The sequence below is a fragment of the Campylobacter concisus genome (genome assembly GCF_002092845.1).
GTDB classification, from domain to species: domain Bacteria; phylum Campylobacterota; class Campylobacteria; order Campylobacterales; family Campylobacteraceae; genus Campylobacter_A; species Campylobacter_A concisus_AQ.
Genome location: NZ_LVXF01000042.1, coordinates 14,902 through 35,548 on the forward strand (window position 1 = coordinate 14,902; position 20,647 = coordinate 35,548).

Genomic DNA, 20,647 nt, shown 5'->3' on the forward strand with positions numbered 1-20,647 from the left:
GGGTAAGGGATGAACAATAAACTAAATCAAGTTTTAAGCAAACAAAAACAGCAAATGAATGGTCCTGAGTTAAAAAATAATGAGGATATAGTTCAGCTAGTAGGATTTGTTGTCGGTGAGGAAGAGTACGCAATACCTATTTTAAATATCCAAGAGATAATCAAACCTATTGAATATACACGTGTTCCTAGTGTACCTGATTACGTTCTTGGCGTGTTTAACCTACGTGGAAATGTTATTCCGCTTATTGATTTGCGCAAGCGTTTTTCACTAAATGTCACAAAACAAAGCCCAAGCACAAGATATATCGTTATGAAAGATGCGGATAATATCGCTGGCTTTGTGATAGACCGCTTGACAGAGGCTATCAGAATAGACCGTAACAGGATCGATCCGCCACCAGAGACTTTAGTAAAAGACAAAGGCATGATTTATGGTATCGGTAAGCGCGATCAAAATATCCTTACGATCTTGAAGGTCGAAAGCCTTTTAAAACGTGATTTTTAGGGTATAGCTTGATAAAACTTTGTGTTTTTGATTTTGACTCTACAATAATGGACGGCGAGACGATAGATATTCTCGCCGCCGCTAATAATGCTAGTGAAGAAGTAACTAATATAACTAAGCGTTCGATGAACGGTGAGCTTGATTTTTTTGAAAGTCTTACAAAAAGAGTAAAATTTTTAAAAGGATTGCCACTTTTAAAAGTAAATGAAATTTGCAAAAATTTACCCATAATGCCAGGAGCTGGTGAGCTAATAGAAGCTTTAAAGCAAAAAGGTATCAAAGTTGTGGTTTTTAGCGGTGGATTTCACAATGCAACCGATATAATGCAAAAAAAACTTAATTTTGATGCAAATTTTGCAAATATCTTGCATCATAAAGATGGAATTTTAACAGGCGAAGTTGGCGGAGAGATGATGTTTGGTAGTTCAAAGGGAGATATGATTGACCGCTTGTGTGGACTATTAAATTTAGGCAAGGACAAGATAATGTGTGTTGGGGATGGGGCCAATGACATATCGATGTTTAGAAAGTGCGACCTTAGCATTGCATTTTGTGCAAAAGATATCTTAAAAAAAGAAGCGACACATTGTGTTGATGTTAAAGACTTGCGTGAAATTTTAAAATTTATAAGGTAGAAACTAATGTATGACAACGAAGCTAAATTCTCTCTTTGGTGTGATTTTATTGAGAGAAATTTTTTACAAAGTGAATTTAACTCTTTATTGGAAAATAATATTATAAACGGCGCTACAAGCAACCCAGCTATTTTTAAAACAGCATTTGCTTCACCTGCTTATAAAAAGATCATAGAAACTAGCAATAAACGCCACCCAAAAGATCTTTATGAAATTTTGGCTACTCAAGATATAAAAATCGCCGCATGTAAAATGTTAAAAAATTATGCAAATGGCGATGATGGCTTTGTAAGCATTGAGGTTGATCCAAATTTAAGTGACGATACAGCCGCAACGATAGAAGAAGGTATCAGGCTTTATAATCTAATATCAATGCCAAATGTTATGATAAAAATTCCAGCTACAAAAGATGGCTATGAGGCGATGAGTGCGCTTATGGCAAGGGGAATTAGTGTAAATGCTACGCTTATATTTTCACCAGATCAGGCTAAAAACTGCCTTGAAGCATTTAAAGAAGGTAGTAAGGCTTATGCAAGTCGCTTTATAGATACTACTATGCCAAAAGGTGTGATAAGTGTTTTTGTAAGTAGATTTGATAGAAAGCTTGATGAGGTTATGGCTGCAAAGAGATTGCCAACGGGACAAATCGGCATAATGAATGCTGCAAATATATACCACCTGATTGAAGATTTTGGACTAGAAAATGTAAGAACGCTTTTTGCAAGCACAGGCGTAAAAGGCGGTAGTTTAAGAGGGGATTATTACGTTAGAGAGCTAATGTATAAAAATTCTATAAATACAGCACCAATAGAGACGATAAAAGAATTTATAAAAGAAAAAGCAGAGGCAAAAAATGTGCCTAGTAAAGAAAATATCTCAAGCTTTTTCCAGATTATAAAAAATAATGATATAGATATAAATGTCGTTTATAAAGATTTATTAAGCGATGGCTTAAAGCAGTTTGTATCAGCATTTGATGATATTATGAAATCACTTTAGACAAAGAAGCCCAAGCTAATACATAAACAGCAAAAGTGGTCATTCTTAAATAAGCTTTATGTGAAATTTATAAAGCATTGGATAAAATCAGCATCTATTTTTTTATGAAAGGAAAACGATGTTAGAAGGAATCGTTAGAGAGAGTATCGGTAAGAAGTCTGCAAAGGCTTTGAGAAGAGATGGTTATCTAATCGCCAACATTTATGGCAAGGGATTAGAGAATGTTGCAGCTGCTTTTAAAGTAAATGACTTTATCAAAGAAGCACGCAAAAAAGAGAGCCTTGCTTTTGATGTAAAAGTAGGTGAAAAAGTTTATAATGTCGTTATTGTTGATTACCAAAGAGATGTTGTTACAAGTGATCTTAAACACGTAGATCTAAAAGTAGCACTTCCAGGCGTTTTATCAAAATATATGATTCCAGTTAAGCCAGTTGGAACACCTATTGGTCTTAAAAACAAGGGCGTTTTGATCCAATCAAAAAGACGTCTTTGCGTAAAATGCACAGCTGAAAATTTACCAAATTCATTTGACGTTGATGTAAGCAAACTTGACATCGACGATACTATTTTGGTTCGTGATATCACAGCTCCTAAAGGCGTTACTATTGTAGACGCTGACCGTGTTGCGGTACTTGGAGTTATTAAAGCTAAATAAAAAGGGCTTTTGTGACACTAATAGCGGGGCTGGGAAATCCTGGCTCCAAATACGAAAACACTAGACATAATATAGGCTTTATGCTTATAGATCTCCTAAAAGACTCAAATTACAAAGATGTTAGCTCAGCTAAATTTCAAGGCGAAGTTTTTAAATTCAATGACATTATCTTGCTAAAACCAACAACCTTTATGAACCTCTCAGGACAAAGTGTAAAAGCAGTAAAAGACTTTTATAAACCAGATAGAATAATCGTAATACATGATGATCTTGATCTTAGTTTTGGTGCAGTTAAATTTAAAAAAGGTGGCAGTAGTGGTGGGCATAACGGCATAAAATCGATCGATGGACTAATAGGCAACGACTACGAAAGGGTGCGTGTTGGTATTGGGCACCTTGGCGATGCTAAAAATTTTGTTCTTGGAGAGTTTAGTGATGAGGAAAAAAAGGCTTTAGATGAAATTTTATCCTACACAAAAAATGCAGTTTGCGAGCTACTAAAGAGCGACATCAACGAAATTTCGCAAAAATTTACGATAAAAAAAGGTCTTATCAAATGAAACTATACGCCAGATACGTTGGCTGGGTCTATATAAAATCTTTTTTTATCGTATTTTTAGCGCTTGAACTATTCTATGTAGGCATTGATCTACTTACAAATTTAAAAGATCTGCCGCCATCTGCCAACCTTCAGCTCCTTTATGTTGGGCTTACATCGCTTAGTGCTATTGGCTACGTTTTGCCACTTTCGCTCATTTTTGCACTCATTATTTTACATGTAAATATGGTCAGATCAAATGAGCTAATCAGTTTTTATGCACTTGGCATTAGTAAAAATAGCTTAATTTTTCCACCATTTTTTATTGCACTTTTTGTAACTATTTTTTATGTTGGCTTAAATTTTACTCCATTTGCCTATGCACACGACTATCAAAAAAGCATCGCTAAAAATACGGCTTTCTCAAAAAGCACGACTGATTCATTTTTAAAATTTGAAGGCAAATTTATCTACATAAAAGAGCTAAATTCTGTGAATCAAATAGCAAATGATGTTAGAATTTTTGAGATAAATGGCACAAATTTACTCTCAACTACATTTGCAAATCATGCTAATTTTAAAGACAATGAGTGGATTTTAAAAGATGTTAATCAAACTCTTTTGCCACAAATTTTAGAGCTTGGTGAGGCTGGTTTTAATAAAATACAAAGTGAGAACTTAGATGCATTAAAAGGCTTTAAGCCAAAGAGTATTGAAAGCGCTGCTAGTGTTGAAAACTCAAAATTTAATATCCCAGATGCGATAAATTTTATAAAGACATTTAAGAATGAAGGCATCGGCCTTGATAGCGCAAAAACAGCTTTTTACAACCTTGCTATTGCACCATTTTTTGCACCATTTTTGTTGCTCATTTTTTACTATCATTTGCCTGTAACTGGTAGATTTTTTAATCTTGCACTTTCGACTTTTATTTTTGTTGTGATAACTCTTGTCGTTTGGGGACTGCTCTTTATTCTTGCAAAATTTGCACAAACTTCTGTGATATTGCCAGAAATCGGCATAGTTTTGCCAGTTATTTTACTTTTTGTATACGCCATTTATCTCATAAAATCGCATCGTTAAGCCAAATTTTGGTAAGCTTTTTGTAAAATCAAGCCATTTTAATAAAGGCTATTTTATGGATTTTAAAGAGCTTGCAAATAGATACAAAACTCCACTTTACATTTATGATTTTAACCACATAAAAAACCGCTATGAAGCACTAAAAAATGCATTTTTTGCTAGAAAATCTCTCATTTGCTATGCGGTGAAAGCAAACTCAAATCTAAGTGTTTTGAAATTTCTAGCCGACCTTGGAGCCGGATTTGACTGTGTTAGCATCGGCGAAGTAAAAAGAGCACTTTTAGCAGGCGCGAAGAGATATCAGATTATTTTTAGTGGCGTTGGTAAGAGCGATGAAGAGTTAAAAGAGGCTTTGAAAAATGAAATTTTGCTCATTAATGTCGAGAGTTTTGCTGAACTTTTAAGGCTTGAAAAGATCGCAAAAGGGCTAAACTTAAAGGCAAGGATCAGTATTAGGGTAAATCCAGGCGTTGATGCAAAAACTCACCCTTACATTTCAACAGGGCTAAATGAAAATAAATTTGGTGTTGATGCTGAAACAGCCAAAAAAATGTACATTCACGCTAAAGCTTCAGGCTCTCTTGAGCCAACTGGCATACATTTTCACATCGGCTCTCAGCTAACATCACTTAGTCCGATAATTGATGCTGCAAATATAGTTAGTGAGCTTTTAAGAGAGCTAAGAGCGCTTGAAATTGATATCAAATTTTTTGATGTTGGTGGCGGACTTGGCATAATTTATAACGATGAAAAAGAGATAAATTTATATGACTACGCACAAGGAATTTTAGCTGCACTAAAAGGTCAAGATGTGACTATTGTGTGTGAGCCAGGACGCTTCGTCGTGGGCAATGCTGGCTACTTTGTCGCAAGCGTTTTATATGAAAAATTTAACGGCAAAAAGAGATTTGTCATCACTGATGGCGCGATGAATGATCTTATAAGGCCAAGCCTTTATGGTGCTCACCATGAAATTTTTGTTTGTGGTAAGGATAAAAATTTAGGCCCATGCGATGTGGTTGGTCCAGTTTGCGAAAGTGGTGACTTTTTAGCAAAAGATATAGAGCTGCCAGAGTGCGATAGTGGCGATATCATCGTGGTAAAAGGTGCTGGAGCTTACGGTTTTAGCATGAGTTCAAACTACAACACAAGAAACAGAGCTGCTGAAGTTTGCGTGCTTGATGGCAAAGATAGGCTTATAAGAAGACGTGAGAGCTTTGAAGATGTCGTGGCACTTGAGAGAGAATTTTTGGAGAGCGCTGATGCAAGAGCTAAATGAGCTTAGAAAAGAGATCGATGCGATTGATGATCTCATCTTAAATAAACTAAATGAAAGAATGATTTTAGTTGAACAAATCGGCAAGCTAAAACAAACTAGCGGAACGCCTATATATCGTCCTGAGCGTGAGCGAGCTATCATAAACCGCTTAACTAGTCTAAGTAAAGACAAAGCTTTAAATAAAGCCGCTATTGAAGCCATTTATCTTGAAATTTTTGCTGTGAGTAGAAATTTAGAAATGCCCCAAAAGATCGTATATCTAGGGCCTGAAGGCACTTACACGCATCAGGCGGCTCAGAGTAGATTTGGTGCGATGAGTTCATATTTGCCACTTGCGACCATCGAGGCGGTTTTTACAAAGCTAGCTCAAAAAGAGGCAAAATACGGCGTTGTACCTATTGAAAACAACACCGAAGGCGCTGTTGGCGCTACGCTTGATTGTTTGAGTAAATTCAGTGATATAAAAATAGTTGCTGAGCTTTATGTGGATATCCATCACAGCTTTGTTAGCATAAATGAAAATTTAAAAGAGATAAAGCGAATTTATTCACATCCGCAAGGGTATAATCAATGCCGTAAATTTCTAGAAGATCATATGCTAAATGAAATTGAATTTGTCCCAGCAAAATCAACCGCAGCAGCTGCGTATATGGCATCAATGGATAGAAACTCAGCCGCCATTTGCTCAAAGATCGCAGCAAAAATTTATAATGTGCCGATCGTTTATGAGACGATTGAAGACAATATGGCAAATAGAACGAGATTTTTGATTTTAAGCGATTTTAAAAATGCAAGAGTTGAAAACTCAAAAACTTCGATCCTTGCAAAGACTGATCACAGTCCAGGACGTCTTGCTGATCTGCTTTCTATCTTTAAAAATGAAAATATCAATATCACTAAACTTGAGTCACGCCCTATTAAGCAACGCGAGTTTAAATCGATGTTTTATCTTGATTTTGAAGGGCATATCGACGATGAGAAGGTGCAAAACGCCTTTGAACTCGCAAAAGAAAGCGGTGCTGAGATAAGCTGGTTGGGGAGTTATTTAAACGGAGAAGAGTAATGAAATTTAATGACTTTTTAGATGATCTAGTAAATTACGAGGCTGGAAAGCCGATCGAGCTTGTGGTTAGAGAGTTTGGCATCGAGGCAAAAGATGTGATAAAGCTAGCTAGTAACGAAAACCCTTTTGGTACGAGCAAACGCGTAGAGGAGGCGCTAAAAGAGGTCGCTAAAAAAGCGCACCTTTATCCAGATGATAGCTACTTTGAGCTAAAAGAAGGGCTGGCTAAGAAATTTGGCGTAACTAGTAAAAATTTAATCATTGGCTCTGGAAGTGACCAGATCATAGAATACGCACTTCACGCAAAGGCAAACAAACAAAGTGGCATTTTGATGGCTGGCGTGACATTTGCTATGTATGAAATTTATGCAAAACAAACCGGAGCTAAAATTTATCGCACAAAGAGCGTAGAGCATGATCTAAAAGAGTTTTTAGAAATTTATAATGCGCATAAAGATGAAATTTCAGTAATCTTTCTTTGCTTGCCAAATAACCCATTAGGTGAGTGTTTGGACGCAGATGAGGTCTTTAAATTTATAAAAAGCGTTGATGAAAATACGCTTGTTGTGCTTGATTGTGCCTACAATGAATTTGCTAAATTTAAAGATAGCAAAAAAGAGATAAAGCCAAGCGAGGTGGTAAAATTTAAAAATGCCATCTATCTTGGAACATTTTCTAAAGCTTATGCACTTGGTGGTATGCGCGTGGGATATGGCGTGGCAAATGAAGAGATCATAGGCGCTCTCTCAAAACTAAGAGCTCCATTTAACATCACAACTCCAAGCTTAAGAGCTGCGATAGTAGCACTTGGTGATGATGAATTTGTGCAGCAAACCATGCAAAATAACTTCGAGCAAATGAAGAGATATGAAGAATTTGCAAAGCAAAATGGCATAGAATTTATCCCAAGCTATACGAATTTCATAACTTTTAAATTTAACGAGCCAAAATCAAGCCAGATATGTGAAAAGATGCTAAAAAAAGGTATAATTTTGCGAGATCTAAAAAGCTACGCCTTAAATGCGGTGAGAATCACCATCGGACAGGCATGGCAAAATGATAGAGTTTTTGAAGAGTTAAAGCAAATTTTAAAGTAGGGATATGGATTTTAAGGCATTACTTCATCAAATAAGTCAAATTTATCAAAAGCTTTCACTAAAACAAAAGATTGTCGCAGCTAGCTCGATCGTCTTGGTCGTAGCATTTTTGGTATTTTTAACACTTTATAAAAGCAAAAATGAAAATTTTGCAGGCTACAGCGTCCTTTTTGAAAATATTAGCCCAAATGATTCTGCCTTAATACTTGATCAGCTAAACAAAGATGGCATTAAATATAAATTAGCAAACGAAGGCACTATTCTTGTGCCAACGAGCGATGTCTATAAAGAGCGTATCGCTGTTGCAACGCTTGGAATACCAAAAGAGAGTAAAATCGGCTTTGAAATTTTTGATAAGCAAGAATTTGGTGCGACTGATGCCGAGCAGAGAGTAAAATTTCAAAGAGCGCTTGAGGGCGAACTAGCTAGAACGATCGAGAGTCTCTCATCTATCCAAAAAGCGACCGTGCGTATCGCCATTCCTAAAGAGAGTGTCTTTACTGAACGCCAAGCACTTCCAACGGCTTCTATCGTGGTTGAGTTAAAGCCAGGTGTTAGCCTAAATGCAAAGCAAATTTTTGGTATTAAAAATTTAGTTGCGGCTTCTGTTACAAACTTAAGCACAGAAAATGTAAAGATCGTAAATCAAGACGGAGTCGCACTTGGCGATGAAGATGGCGAGTTTGATAGTGATGCTATAGCTCAGCAGATACGCTATAAACGAGAGTTTGAAAATAATTACGAGCAAAAGATCGTAAATGTGCTAGCTCCTATCGTGGGCGGAGCAGATAAGGTCGTAGCAAAGGTAAATATTGACTTTGACTTTGATAAAAAAGATACAAAAAGTGAAGTTTATGACCCAAATAACGTCGTAAGAAGCGAAAGTAATATCGAAGAAAAACGCCAAGGCTCAGCTCCAAATGAAGTAGGTGGCGTCCCAGGCGCAGTTAGCAACATTGGCCCTGTCCAAGGCCTTGATGATAGCACTTTAAAAGAGCAGTACAACAAAAGCTCACAGCAGACAAACTATGAAATTTCAAAGAAAGTAACAAGCATTAAAGGACAGTTTGCTAGCATAAATAGAGTGAGTGCGGCTGTCGTTATAGACGGGCTTTATCAGAGTAAAAAAGATAGCGACGGCAAGCCAACTGGTGAGGTAGAATTTACTCCACTTTCCAAAGAGCAAAGAGAATCAATCACAAATTTAATCAAACAATCAATCGGCTATAACCAAAATAGAGGCGATGAAGTAAGCTTAGATAACTTTGAGTTTAAAACTGGCAAAGATATAAGCACTAGCGAGAAGATGGATGGCTTTGTGAATAACTATGTAGTGCCATTTATGCCGCTATTAAAATATATTTTTGCAGCATTGTTGCTCTACATCTTCTATAAAAAAGTCATTGTGCCATTTATGCAAAAGATGCTTGAAGAGACAAAAGAAGAAGAGGAGCAAGTTCAAGATGGCCTTGAAGATATTGAGGTAGATGCTGAAGATACACTTGAGAAATTTAAAGCTGCTCGCAAAAAGGTCGAAGAGCAACTAGGACTTAGTGGCGAGTTTAATGAAGATGAATTAAAATACGATGTTTTACTTGAGAAAATGAGAGCGGTCATCACAGAAAGAAATGAAGAGATAGCAATGCTACTTCAAGATATGGTAAAAAATGACAGCGACTTTAATATGCGTAAGGAAATTTGATGTCAATAAAGCTAAATGACAAGCAAAAAATGATTTATGATGATCTATCGATGCCTGAAAAGATTGCTATTTTGCTGATCCAGCTTGGCGAAGAGGCAACTGCTCTTATATTTTCTCACATGGATGTTGATGTCATCACTGAAATTTCAGGCTATATCGCAACCGCAAAAAACATAGACAAACAAGTCGCAAGTGCTGTGCTAGAAGAATTTTACGCGCTAATGCAGTCAAATCAATATATGAGAAGTGGTGGCTTAGAGTACGCAAAAGAAATTTTATACCGCACATTTGGTCCAGAGGCTGCTCAGAAAATTTTAGACAAGCTTGCAAAAAGCATGGAAAACTCAAAAAGCTTTGGCTATCTTGATAAGATAAAACCACAACAGCTGGCAGACTTTATCATCAAAGAGCACCCTCAAACCATCGCGCTAATACTAGCTCACATGGACTCAACAAGTGCTGCTGAAACGCTTAGCTTTTTCTCAGATGAGCTAAGAAGCGAAGTTGTCATTAGAATGGCAAATCTTGGTGATATTAGCCCATCGGTGATTAAGCGTGTTTCAACTGTACTTGAAGGCAAGCTTGAAAGTCTTACTTCTTATAAAGTCGAAGTTGGCGGTCCAAGAGCTGTGGCAGAAGTGCTTAATAGACTTGGGCAAAAAGCCAGCAAAAGTACGATCGAACGCATCGAACAAAGTGATGATAAGCTCGCAACAACGATTAAAGAGCTTATGTTTACCTTTGAAGATATTATCAACCTTAATGCAACTGCGATTAGAGAAATTCTTAAAAATGTCGATAAAAAAGATCTTATGGTTGCATTTAAAGGCTCAAGCGATGGTATAAAGGATAAATTTTTATCAAATATGTCTCAACGTGCAGCAGAAGCCTTTAAAGAGGAGATGCAATATCTTGGTGCAGTGCGCGTAAAAGATGTTGAAGAGGCTCAAAGACGCATAGTGGAGACAGTGCAAACTCTAGCTGATCAAGGTGTATTCCAAGTCGGCGAAGCAGATGAGATGATAGAATGAAAAGCAGCGTAATAACCAGTGAGACTTCTCCAGCTCACTTTATAGAAAATTACAGATTTAAGGTGCTTGGAGTTGGAGAGCGAGCCGCAGATAGTGCTCCTGTATTGATAGAGGAAAATAATCTTAGTGAAGAGCTAAGTGAGCAAAATTTTGGGCAAAAGGGTGAAAATTTTGTTCCTCAAGCTAGCCACCAAACGCAAGCAAGCCCGCAAAACCACTTTGCTTCTCAGGCTCAAAGTCCACAAATACAGCAAACAGGCGAGTCGAGCTTTGTTGAAGAGTTACTTAAAAAAACAGATGAGCTAAGTAGCAACATTATCAAACTTCAAATGCAAATAGAAAATCAAGAGAGCGAATTTGCTAAACGCCTTGAGTCTGAAATTTCTCGTGCAAAAGAGGATGGCAAAAATGAGGGTATCGCCCAAGCAAATGCAGCAAATGAAGCAAGAATAAATGAGTTAGAGGCTAGATTTAGCGCTTCAGCTGCAAAGCTAGATGAGCAGTACGTTAAATTCGATGAGTTTTTAAAGAAGATCGAAGAAGAGCTTGGACAAACTGCTATAAAAATCGCAAAAGAAGTAATTGATAAAGAAATTTCAACCTCTTCAAATCAGATCACTCATCATCTAGCAAGCTCGCTTATAAAAGAGCTAAGTAATGTTAAAAATATAGAAATTCGCGTAAACCCAGAAGATAGCGAATATATAAAAGAGCAATTTAGCAAGAATGAGCACGTCAAAATAAGTGCTGATGATGCTATAAGCAAAGGCGGTGTGGTTATTATAAGTGATGGTGGCAATATCGATGCGACTATGCAAACAAGGCTAGAAAAACTAAAAATGCTGGTAAATAATGAATAAAGACGTTAAAAGTTTAGATGTTGATGAACTAAACGCGCTTTGTCATGACATCAGGGATAAAATTTTAGCCACCGTTAGCAAAAATGGCGGTCACCTTAGCTCAAATATCGGTGCAGTCGAGATCATCGTTGCGATGCATAAAATTTTTGACGTCACAAAGGATCCATTTATTTACGATGTAAGCCACCAAAGCTACGCACACAAGCTACTGACTGGACGCTGGGAGAGCTTTGATACGCTTAGAAAATTTAACGGCATCAGTGGCTATACAAAGCCAAGCGAAAGTAAATTTGACTACTTTGTAGCAGGGCATAGCTCGACGTCCATATCTTTAGCAGTTGGTGCTGCAAAGGCGATAAAACTTAAAAACGAAGATCGTATCCCAGTAGCTGTCATAGGCGATGGCTCACTAAGTGGCGGCATGGCGTACGAGGCGCTAAATGAGCTAGGGGATAGAAAATATCCTTGCGTCATCATCCTAAATGACAACGAGATGAGTATAAGCAAGCCTATAGGCGCGCTTAGCAAGTATCTAAGCCAGATGATGGCGGGTCAGTTTTATCAAAAATTTAAAGGCAGAGTTGAGAAATTTCTAAGCTACATGCCAGACTCAGCTGCATATATGGCTAGACGTATCGAAGAGGGCATTAGACTCATCACTCCTGGTATGTTTTTTGAAGAGCTTGGGCTTGAGTACATTGGGCCAGTTGATGGACACGATTTAGCCGCGCTTCTTAGTACATTTGAAACTGCCAAAAACATGAAAAAACCAGTCATCGTTCACGTACAGACACTAAAGGGCAAAGGATATGAATTTGCTGAGGGGTGCTATGAAAATTGGCACGGAGTTGGGCCATTTGATCTAAAAAGTGGCGAATTTATCAAAAGACAGTCAAACAAGTCAGCCACGGCGATCTTTAGCGAGCAGCTTTTAAAGATGGCAAGAGAGCATAGCGACATCGTTGGCGTAACGGCCGCGATGCCAACAGGCACTGGCATGGACGCCTTGATACAAGAATTTCCAGACCGCTTTTGGGACGTGGCGATAGCGGAGCAACACGCAGTTACCTCGATGTCAGCCATGGCAAAAGAGGGTTTTAAACCATTTGTTGCAATATACTCGACATTCATGCAAAGGGCTTATGATCAAGTCATTCACGACGCTTCTATTTTAAATTTAAACATCACCTTTGCGATGGATAGAGCGGGTATTGTTGGCGAAGATGGCGAAACGCATCAAGGCGCTTTTGATATCAGTTTTTTAAACGCTGTGCCAAACATGGTTCTTTTTGCCCCAAGATGCGAAGAGAGCATGAAAAATGTTATGGAATTTGCCTACTCTTACAAGGGTGTTAGCGCATTTAGATATCCGCGTGGGGCATTTATCTTAAGAGATGAGTTTGAAGCTCAGCCACTTGAGTTTGGTAAGGGTGTAATTTTAGCTGATGCAAAGAGTGATATCGCGTTTTTAGGCTATGGCAATGGCGTTGGCAGAGCAAATTTGGTCAGAAATTTACTAACTGGCAAGCTTGATGTGATATTGGTTGATCTTGTCTTTGCAAAGCCGCTTGATAGTGAGCTTTTATTAGATCTGGCAAAACGCACTAAAAAGTGGTACATATTTAGCGATAGTGCCAAAAAAGGCGGTATTGGCGAAATAATAAGTGCATTTTTACAAGAAAATAAAATTTCAAATATAAGCGTCATTAGCTTCGAGTATGAAGATAAATTTATTCCCCATGGTTCAACTGCTGAGGTTGAAAAGTACCTTGGTATAAGTGCCGAGCAGATTACCAAAAATTTACTAGAAAATAATTAATATCATTTAATAAAGTAACGTTTAATATTATTTTTGCTAGCATAAGCCAAAATAAAAACAAGGAAAAGCATTATGCAATACGTATCATTATTAAAGCAATCCGGGCTAAAAGTCACGCCACAGCGCCTTAGCGTTTTAAGAATTCTTGATCGTCATACGCATCCAACGATTGATGAGCTTTATGATGAAATTTTAAAAGAGAGCCCATCAGTTTCTCTAGCAACGGTTTATAAAAATTTAAATACTTTAAAAGATGAAGGTCTCGTAGTTGAAGTAAATATCGTCAATCAAAAAGCTAGATACGACATCTACGAATATCCACATATTCATGTTGTCTGTGAAAGCTGTGGAAGCGTCGAGGACGTGAGCTACGATGATGCTGAGCTTGGCAAATACCAAGAGGCACTAGAAAAGAAGATTGGAAATATAATAGAACGTCTAAATATCGTAGCTAGCGTAAAAAGCTGTAAACACTGTAAATAAAATTTATGTTGCTATTTAGCAGCATAAATTCCATCTTTTTTCTTATAAAAATACTTTTAAAATAAGCCTAAATTTAGCATTTTTCTCATTGTTTTAAGCACTAACTTGCTAAAATGAACAAAAAAATTTTGGAGAAAAATATGGGTTTGGAGATAGAGCGTAAATTTTTACTCAAAAATTCTCAAATTCTAGATTTTTTAAAAGAAGCTGGAGTAGTCTTTAAGCATCTTGAAATTTCTCAATTTTATACCAAGATAACGCAAAATGAAGAGATCCGCTTCCGGAGTGAAGAGGATAAATTTATAAAAACTGTAAAGATAGGCAAAGATCTAATCAGAGAAGAAAATGAAGAATTTTGCGAAAAGGTGGAGTTTAAAAAGGCTCTTAAAAACCGCATCGGTAGCGTCATCTTAAAAGATAGATATATTTTTAAACTAAATAACAATCCTTGCAATATCGATATTTTTAAAAATGAACTAAACGGGCTTTGTACATTTGAAATCGAATTTAGCGATGAAAATGAGGCCGTCTTTTTCAAGCTACCACCGTTTTTAGAAAATTTTTGCCTAAGTGACGTAACTTGTGACAAAAGATATAAAAACAAATTTCTTGCCATTCATGCTAATGAAAATGAACAAATCGACTACAAAAGAGCCTATAAGATCATAAAAGAAAAAGAAATTGTGCCAAATTTTGCTGCAAATCTAAAAAGCGGAGAGGCGCTAAGAGTCCTTTTTGTTAGTATTTTTAAAGTAATAAAAAGGCTAAAAAGCCAGTATTTGATAGATAAAGATGAAGAAGTTTTGCATGAGCTTCGCGTAAATTTAAGAAAAGTTAGATCGATCCTTAAAATTTTTAGTGGCGTTTTTGATGAGAAAGTGACACTTTTTTTTGGTGAGAATTTTAAAATGCTTGCAAACTCGACAAATAAAAAGCGAGATTTGGATGTATTTTTGAGCTTTCTAAACGAGCAAAAACATGCAAATGAGCCTATCTATTTTGTGCAAAAGGCTCTAGATTTAGAGTATGAAAATGTAAAAAGCTACCTTGGCGATGAAGAAAATTACGCATTTTTAAAAGAGTGGGAGATATTTTTAAATGAGGGTGAATTTTATAAATCAAAACTCTTTGATGTAAGTCTTTCGCGCCTTGGTTCGTTTAAGCTTAGAACTCTTTTAGTTTTAGCTCAAAAAAGGCTAAAAAGCCTTAATCAAGACTGCCCAAATGAGAGCTTTCATGATCTTAGGATAGAGCTTAAAAAGATGAGATACACATACGAGTTTTTATGTGAAATTTTTTATTTTGAAGGGCTTAAAAAGTATGAAGAGAAGCTAAAGCAGATGCAAGAAATTTTTGGCAATCTTCAAGACTATGACGTTTGGCTCGGCATCCTTAAAAGACTTCCAGAAATGCCAGATAAAGAGAGGCTAGAGAGTAAAATTTACAAGCAAATTTATAAAAGTAGAGAAGAGATACTAAAAAAGCGTCTTAAATTTATAAAAGCAACTCGCAAAATTTCAAGAAATTTAAAAATTTACTACATATAAAAGGGCAAATTTATGCAAAAACAAGAAAAAATCGTTGATATGTTTAACCAGATCGCTCCGACTTATGACGTCGCAAACAGAGTGCTAAGTCTTGGTGTGGATGTGAGCTGGAGGAAATTTGCCTGCAGATATATGCTAGAAATTTTTAAAGAAAGAAGCATAAATATTGTGGATGTGGCTTGTGGCACTGGCGATATGATGGGGCTTTGGAGTGAAATTTCAAAAGAATTTGGTGTTGAGATAAAAAGCCTTACTGGCATCGATCCATCAAGCGGTATGCTAAAAGAGGCTAGGGCGAAATTTCCAAATTTTAAATTTATAGAGGCCTACGCTGACAACACGACGCTTGCAAGCGGAGAGGCTCAAATTCTAAGCATAAGCTATGGCATTAGAAATGTGGTCGAGCGAAAGGCTGCGCTTAGAGAGTTTAACAGAGTACTTGCTCTAAATGGCTACGTAGTCGTGCTTGAATTTACTAAACGCCAGAAAAAGGGTATTATAACCTCGCTAAGGGATTTTTACCTAAGTAAAATTTTGCCAAAAATTGGCGGCTTTATCTCGAAAAACAAAGAGGCGTACGAGTATCTGCCAAGTTCGATCGAAAATTTCTTGGACGCAAAGAGCTTTTGTGATGAACTTATAGAGGCTGGCTTTGAGATAGAGCTTTACAAGGGCTTTAGCATGGATATCTCGACACTATTTATCGCTAAAAAGGTAAGAGAAATCAATGCTTAGTGTTTCTGAGCTAAACGAAAAAGCAAAGGCGCTGCTTGAAGCGACACTTGACTACGTCGAGGTAAGTGGCGAAATTTCGCGCCTTACTAAGCACGCCTCTGGGCACTGGTACTTCACGCTAAAGGACGAAAAGTCAAGCATCTCGGCTGTGATGTATCGCATGAACAACCAAAAGGTGAAATTCTTACCAAAAGATGGCCTAAAAGTAAAAATTTATGGCAAAGTGACCATTTATTCGCCAAGTGGGTCGTATCAGCTAGTGGCTAGTGCGATGCTACCAGATGGTGAGGGCGAGCTTGAGCTTGCGTTTAGGCAGCTTAAAGAAAAGCTCGAAAACGAGGGGCTTTTTGACATCGGCGCAAAAAAAGAGATACCAAATTTACCTAAAAAAATAGCTCTTGTCACAAGCGCCACTTCAGCTGCACTTCAGGATATGCTAAAGGTGGTAAAGAGTCGCTGGAAATTAAGTGAAATTTATATATTTGACGCGCTAACTCAGGGCGAAAGTGCTCCAAGCTCGCTCATAAAAGCTTTGCGCAGAGCCGATAAATACGGCGTCGATGTGATCGTTTTGGCTCGTGGAGGCGGTAGCAAAGAGGATCTTTGGTGCTTTAACGACGAGAGCCTAGCACGTGAAATTTACGCTACAAAAACGCCAGTCATAAGCGCTATCGGACATGAGATAGACTACGTTATAAGTGACTTTGTAGCAGACCGCAGATCGCTTACACCAAGTGCAGCTATGCTTGATCTTTTGCCTGATGAAGAGGCATTTTTTCAGTATCTTGATAGACTCAGCGACGATCTTGATAGCGCTTTAAATTTAAAGATCACCAAAAAGCAAAATTTGCTAAATGTTCTTCTTTCTAGATTTTCATCAAATGCTCTAAAAGCTAGGATCGAGCTAAAATTTAGCGAGGTGGCAAACAAGCAAAACGCCCTAACAAACGCTGTGCAAAGAAAGATCTTGCTTCTTAGCTCAGCTCTTGGCTCGCTAGAAAAAGCTTATGAGATGAGGGAGCTCTTTTTTGAGAGCACGAAGGGGCTTATCGAGGTTAGAAAAGATGGTAAGAGAGCCGATCTTAGGGATTTAAATTTGAATGATGAGATCGAACTTATCTCGCAAAATACACATAAAAAAGCAATTATCAAGGAGTAAAAATGAGTAGAAAAATCAACTTTAGCGCAGGCCCAAGCGCGATACCACTAGACGTTTTAGAGCACGCAAAAGCCGAATTTACCGACTATAGAGGCGAGGGCTACTCGATCATGGAGATCAGCCACAGAAGCAAGACCTTTGAGGAGATCCACTTTGGCGCGATGGATAAGATAAGAAAGCTTTACGGCATCGGTGATGAGTATGAAATTTTATTCTTGCAAGGCGGCGCACACTTGCAATTTAGCATGATACCGATGAATTTATATCAAGGTGGTAGGGCCGAGTACGCAAACACTGGCGTTTGGACAAACAAAGCAATCAAAGAGGCAAAAGTGCTTGGCGTAAATGTAGATGTCGTAGCAAGTAGCGAAGATGAAAATTTCTCTTACATCCCTGAGTTTAAATTTAGCGATGACGCTGACTACGCCTACATCTGCTCAAACAACACGATTTATGGCACACAGTATAAGGCTATGCCAAAGACTAAATCGCCCCTTGTTGTCGATGCTTCGAGCGACTTTTTCGCTAGACCGCTTGATTTTAGCAGTATTGGCTTGCTTTACGGTGGCGCTCAGAAAAATGCAGGCCCAAGTGGCGTGACTATCGTCATTTTAAGAAAAGACTTGGTTGATCGCGTGAGCAGCCAAAACATCCCTATGTTTTTACGCTACAAAACGCACGTAGAGGCAAACTCGCTTTACAACACACCACCAACTTTTGGAATTTATCTTTTAAATTTAACCATGCAGCACCTGCTAGATCTTGGCGGACTTGCCGAGGTTGAGAAGATAAATGCCAAAAAAGCAAGCACGCTTTATAGCATCATAGATAGCTCAAATGGCTTTTACGTAGGTCACGCTAAAAAATCAAGCAGGTCAGATATGAACGTGAGCTTTACGATACCAAAAGATCACGCACTTGAGCCAGTTTTTGTAGAAGAAGCGCTAAAAGAGGGCATGCTAGGGCTAAAAGGTCACAGACATCTTGGCGGCATAAGAGCATCTATCTACAATGCCGTTAGCCAAAGCGACGTTGAAAAACTTGGCGAGTTTATGAGAGAATTTGCAAGAAAACATAGCTGATGAATAAAACAAAGAAAGCTTACGATGAAATTCCTTATTTCTCGGCCGCATTTAGCGACTGCTCGCCAGTTAGGATAGAAGCGGTTGCTAAATTTCTGGGGCTTAAAGCAGCTAGCCTAAAAGAGGCTAGAGTGCTTGAGCTTGGCTCATCATATGGCGGAAATATCTTACCATTTGCTATTTCGCATAAAAACGCAAAAGTTGTTGGTATCGATATCTCAAGTCATCAAGTGGCTGAAGGTAACAAGGTAGCAAAGCAGATAGGTTTAGAAAATTTTACTCTACTTGAGCGAAATTTTTTGCACATGAACGAAAGCGATATAAAAGAGCTTGGGAAATTTGACTATATTATCGCTCATGGCGTTTATAGCTGGGTGAGTCCAAATGTAAGAGATGCGCTGCTTGCCACGATTAAGGCACTACTGAGCAAGGATGGCATAGCTTATGTTTCGTATAATACCTATCCTGGCTGGAAGAGCCTTGATATTTTAAGAGATTTTATGCTTTTTGTTAGCTCAGGCAACGACAGCAAAGAGGCACTTGCTCACGTAAAAAGTGAGTTAAATTTTTTACAGGATTATTTGAAATTTAGCCTGCAAAGTCAAAGCGATGTCGTATACAAAGATAGTATGAAGCTTCTTCTAACGCAGCTGAATTTCTTACAAGGCATCATCGCAAAGGGTAATGATTATTATATATTGCATGATTTTTTAGAGGCTAGCAACGAGCCAATCTACTTTCATAAATTTGCTAAGCATATCGACAAACACGGACTTTGCTACGTTATAGATGCTTCGCTAAATGACATCTTCGCAAGCTCTACTGGAATTTACCGCTTCGACGCACATATCGAGCAAAATTACAACTCTCGCATCAAAAAAGAGCAGCTAAACGACTTTTTGTTTAATAAATCCTTTAGAAAGAGCCTCATTGCGCACAAAGAAAGGCTTAATGGCGCTGAGGACTTTGACGCGGTGCTTGGAGAGAGCGAGCTTGATAGGATTTATTTTGCCTATTTTAGCGAGCAGCCAAGGACAAAAACGCAAGAAATTTTAAGCAAAGCCTATCCGCAAAGCCTAAATTTAAGTGAAGTAAAGGCTGCACTTGGTGAGAGCGAGAGTGAAGCATTTATGGGGCTACTTGAAATTTTAAATGATCAAAACACCAAAATTTCATCATCAAAACTTGCAGCACTTACTTATGAGCCTAAAAAAACTAGGCTAAAGCCTAGAGCTGCGGCCTATCTTGGGTATTTTTTGGAGGCTAGTTCGCCAGTCATATCTTTGGCAAACGAGCTAAATGGCAAGCTTAGTTTAAGCGTTGAAGAGATCAAGGCCGCTTTAAAATTTGATGGCAAAGCTAGTTTAGAAGATATCGCAAAGAGCGTAAATTTTAGTAAAGACGAGCTAGATAAGCTTGCTTTTAAATTAAGTGAAGCCTACTTTTTTGAAGAAATTTAAGACTAGCTAGCCTAGCCTTAAATTTTTGATTTAGCCAAATATCATATCTTTTAAGATCAGAATTATCATTGCTATGTAAAAGAGTAAAAACCACTTTTTAAGTGCTTTTTTATCCATAGCTTGTGTCTTTTTGGTGCCAAAGTATGCGCCTATTAGCGAGCCAAGCCCTAGGAATGTACCCTCCAAATAAGAGATGTGGCCGTTTAAAGATAGTGAGATAAAGCCTGAAATGGCTGCGAACATCACAAAAAATACTCCCATTGAAACGGCTTTTTTCATATCATAGCGCAAAAAGCCAACTAAAATAGGAGCTATAAAAACCCCACCGCCTATGCCTATACTAATGGCAAGTGCACCTATACAAAAACCAACTAGAAATAGTAAAAATACGGAGTTGTTCGCATTTGTACCGTCGCTATTTGGTGTGAAGTATAGTTTTATGAGTGAAAAGATAAAAGTTGCAAGCAAGAGTAGTTCGAGTAAGAGCTCGGGCGTGTGAGATACGATTATGCCACTAAAGCTAGCTCCGACCAATCCTCCAAGACCTAAAAATACGCCACGATTTAGCTTTAAAAGTCCAGCTTTGTAGTTTAGATACGAGCCAAACGTCGCGCTAAAGATCATCTGCATGACGCTTATGCCAATAGCTGTTTTCACGTCATATCCAAAGGCGACCATTATAGGAACAACGACTGTGCCGCCACCGATGCCAAAAAAACCAGCGATGTATCCAACGCCGATACCAATTATAAAAAGTTCAACAAAAAGCATAAATTTCCTTTTATGAGTGCCAAATTTTAGCCAAGCGGTGTTAAAAAAATAGTAAAAAGGTGAAATTTGGGCATAAATTTAGAAATTTGATAAAAATTTTAAAAACTAAAAGCGAACTTTTTTTATAATCATCAAAAATTTA

20 protein-coding genes are annotated in these 20,647 nt (G+C 37.8%); 19 read left to right on the top strand and 1 reads right to left on the bottom strand.

Annotation, left to right across the window (positions count from 1 at the left end; all coding sequences use genetic code 11):
* Positions 1 to 9 precede the first annotated feature (9 nt).
* The 19 genes from A3854_RS09165 to A3854_RS09255 all read left to right on the top strand — a co-directional run bounded on the left by A3854_RS09165 (position 10) and on the right by A3854_RS09255 (position 19,734).
* Positions 10 to 507 carry a chemotaxis protein CheW gene (locus A3854_RS09165; RefSeq protein WP_072594427.1) on the top strand — a complete coding sequence of 166 codons (498 nt, stop codon included), beginning with the start codon at positions 10 to 12 and terminating at the stop codon, positions 505 to 507.
* 8 nt (positions 508 to 515) lie between these two features.
* Entirely contained in the window at positions 516 to 1,142 is a 627-nt protein-coding gene (serB, locus tag A3854_RS09170) for a phosphoserine phosphatase SerB (RefSeq protein WP_084042218.1), read from the top strand.
* A 6-nt stretch (positions 1,143 to 1,148) separates the two neighbouring features.
* Positions 1,149 to 2,141 carry a transaldolase gene (locus tag A3854_RS09175; protein WP_084042219.1) on the top strand — a complete coding sequence of 331 codons (993 nt, stop codon included), beginning with the start codon at positions 1,149 to 1,151 and terminating at the stop codon, positions 2,139 to 2,141.
* Between the two features lie 118 nt (positions 2,142 to 2,259).
* Positions 2,260 to 2,796 carry a 50S ribosomal protein L25/general stress protein Ctc gene (locus A3854_RS09180; protein ID WP_084042220.1) on the top strand — a complete coding sequence of 179 codons (537 nt, stop codon included), beginning with the start codon at positions 2,260 to 2,262 and terminating at the stop codon, positions 2,794 to 2,796.
* Positions 2,797 to 2,807: 11 nt separating this feature from the next.
* Complete coding sequence (pth, locus tag A3854_RS09185) at positions 2,808 to 3,356, top strand: aminoacyl-tRNA hydrolase (RefSeq protein ID WP_084042221.1); 549 nt, start codon at positions 2,808 to 2,810, stop codon at positions 3,354 to 3,356.
* The gene (locus A3854_RS09190) at positions 3,353 to 4,417 is read left to right on the top strand and encodes an LptF/LptG family permease (protein WP_084042222.1); all 1,065 of its coding nucleotides are present in this window, start codon (positions 3,353 to 3,355) and stop codon (positions 4,415 to 4,417) included. The genes pth and A3854_RS09190 overlap by 4 nt, the downstream gene beginning before the upstream one ends.
* Positions 4,418 to 4,472: 55 nt before the next feature.
* Positions 4,473 to 5,696, top strand: coding sequence for a diaminopimelate decarboxylase (gene lysA, locus A3854_RS09195; RefSeq protein WP_084042223.1), 1,224 nt, complete (start codon positions 4,473 to 4,475; stop codon positions 5,694 to 5,696).
* The gene (pheA, locus tag A3854_RS09200) at positions 5,680 to 6,759 is read left to right on the top strand and encodes a prephenate dehydratase (RefSeq protein WP_084042224.1); all 1,080 of its coding nucleotides are present in this window, start codon (positions 5,680 to 5,682) and stop codon (positions 6,757 to 6,759) included. Before lysA ends, pheA begins: the two co-directional genes overlap by 17 nt.
* Positions 6,759 to 7,856 carry a histidinol-phosphate transaminase gene (gene hisC / locus A3854_RS09205; RefSeq protein WP_084042225.1) on the top strand — a complete coding sequence of 366 codons (1,098 nt, stop codon included), beginning with the start codon at positions 6,759 to 6,761 and terminating at the stop codon, positions 7,854 to 7,856. The genes pheA and hisC overlap by 1 nt, the downstream gene beginning before the upstream one ends.
* A gap of 4 nt (positions 7,857 to 7,860) precedes the next feature.
* The gene (fliF, locus tag A3854_RS09210; protein ID WP_084042226.1) at positions 7,861 to 9,558 is read left to right on the top strand and encodes a flagellar basal-body MS-ring/collar protein FliF; all 1,698 of its coding nucleotides are present in this window, start codon (positions 7,861 to 7,863) and stop codon (positions 9,556 to 9,558) included.
* Positions 9,558 to 10,589: a flagellar motor switch protein FliG gene (fliG, locus tag A3854_RS09215; protein WP_021091747.1), complete on the top strand. Its 1,032-nt coding sequence runs from the start codon at positions 9,558 to 9,560 to the stop codon at positions 10,587 to 10,589. Before fliF ends, fliG begins: the two co-directional genes overlap by 1 nt.
* Entirely contained in the window at positions 10,586 to 11,449 is an 864-nt protein-coding gene (fliH, locus tag A3854_RS09220; protein WP_084042227.1) for a flagellar assembly protein FliH, read from the top strand. Before fliG ends, fliH begins: the two co-directional genes overlap by 4 nt.
* Complete coding sequence (gene dxs / locus A3854_RS09225; RefSeq protein ID WP_084042228.1) at positions 11,442 to 13,268, top strand: 1-deoxy-D-xylulose-5-phosphate synthase; 1,827 nt, start codon at positions 11,442 to 11,444, stop codon at positions 13,266 to 13,268. Before fliH ends, dxs begins: the two co-directional genes overlap by 8 nt.
* A 72-nt stretch (positions 13,269 to 13,340) precedes the next feature.
* Positions 13,341 to 13,751, top strand: a complete 411-nt coding sequence (locus A3854_RS09230) for a Fur family transcriptional regulator (RefSeq protein WP_054197019.1) — start codon at positions 13,341 to 13,343, stop codon at positions 13,749 to 13,751.
* Positions 13,752 to 13,864: 113 nt separating this feature from the next.
* The gene (locus A3854_RS09235; protein WP_257639913.1) at positions 13,865 to 15,298 is read left to right on the top strand and encodes a CYTH and CHAD domain-containing protein; all 1,434 of its coding nucleotides are present in this window, start codon (positions 13,865 to 13,867) and stop codon (positions 15,296 to 15,298) included.
* A 12-nt stretch (positions 15,299 to 15,310) separates the two neighbouring features.
* Positions 15,311 to 16,033 carry a bifunctional demethylmenaquinone methyltransferase/2-methoxy-6-polyprenyl-1,4-benzoquinol methylase UbiE gene (gene ubiE, locus A3854_RS09240; protein WP_084042229.1) on the top strand — a complete coding sequence of 241 codons (723 nt, stop codon included), beginning with the start codon at positions 15,311 to 15,313 and terminating at the stop codon, positions 16,031 to 16,033.
* Complete coding sequence (xseA, locus tag A3854_RS09245; RefSeq protein WP_084042230.1) at positions 16,026 to 17,192, top strand: exodeoxyribonuclease VII large subunit; 1,167 nt, start codon at positions 16,026 to 16,028, stop codon at positions 17,190 to 17,192. Before ubiE ends, xseA begins: the two co-directional genes overlap by 8 nt.
* A 2-nt stretch (positions 17,193 to 17,194) precedes the next feature.
* Positions 17,195 to 18,274: a phosphoserine transaminase gene (gene serC / locus A3854_RS09250; RefSeq protein WP_084042231.1), complete on the top strand. Its 1,080-nt coding sequence runs from the start codon at positions 17,195 to 17,197 to the stop codon at positions 18,272 to 18,274.
* Complete coding sequence (locus tag A3854_RS09255) at positions 18,274 to 19,734, top strand: class I SAM-dependent methyltransferase (RefSeq protein WP_084042232.1); 1,461 nt, start codon at positions 18,274 to 18,276, stop codon at positions 19,732 to 19,734. Before serC ends, A3854_RS09255 begins: the two co-directional genes overlap by 1 nt.
* A 30-nt stretch (positions 19,735 to 19,764) precedes the next feature.
* Here A3854_RS09255 and A3854_RS09260 read toward each other — a convergent pair whose 3' ends face one another.
* Positions 19,765 to 20,505: a sulfite exporter TauE/SafE family protein gene (locus A3854_RS09260; protein ID WP_084042233.1), complete on the bottom strand. Its 741-nt coding sequence runs from the start codon at positions 20,503 to 20,505 to the stop codon at positions 19,765 to 19,767.
* Positions 20,506 to 20,647 lie beyond the last annotated feature (142 nt).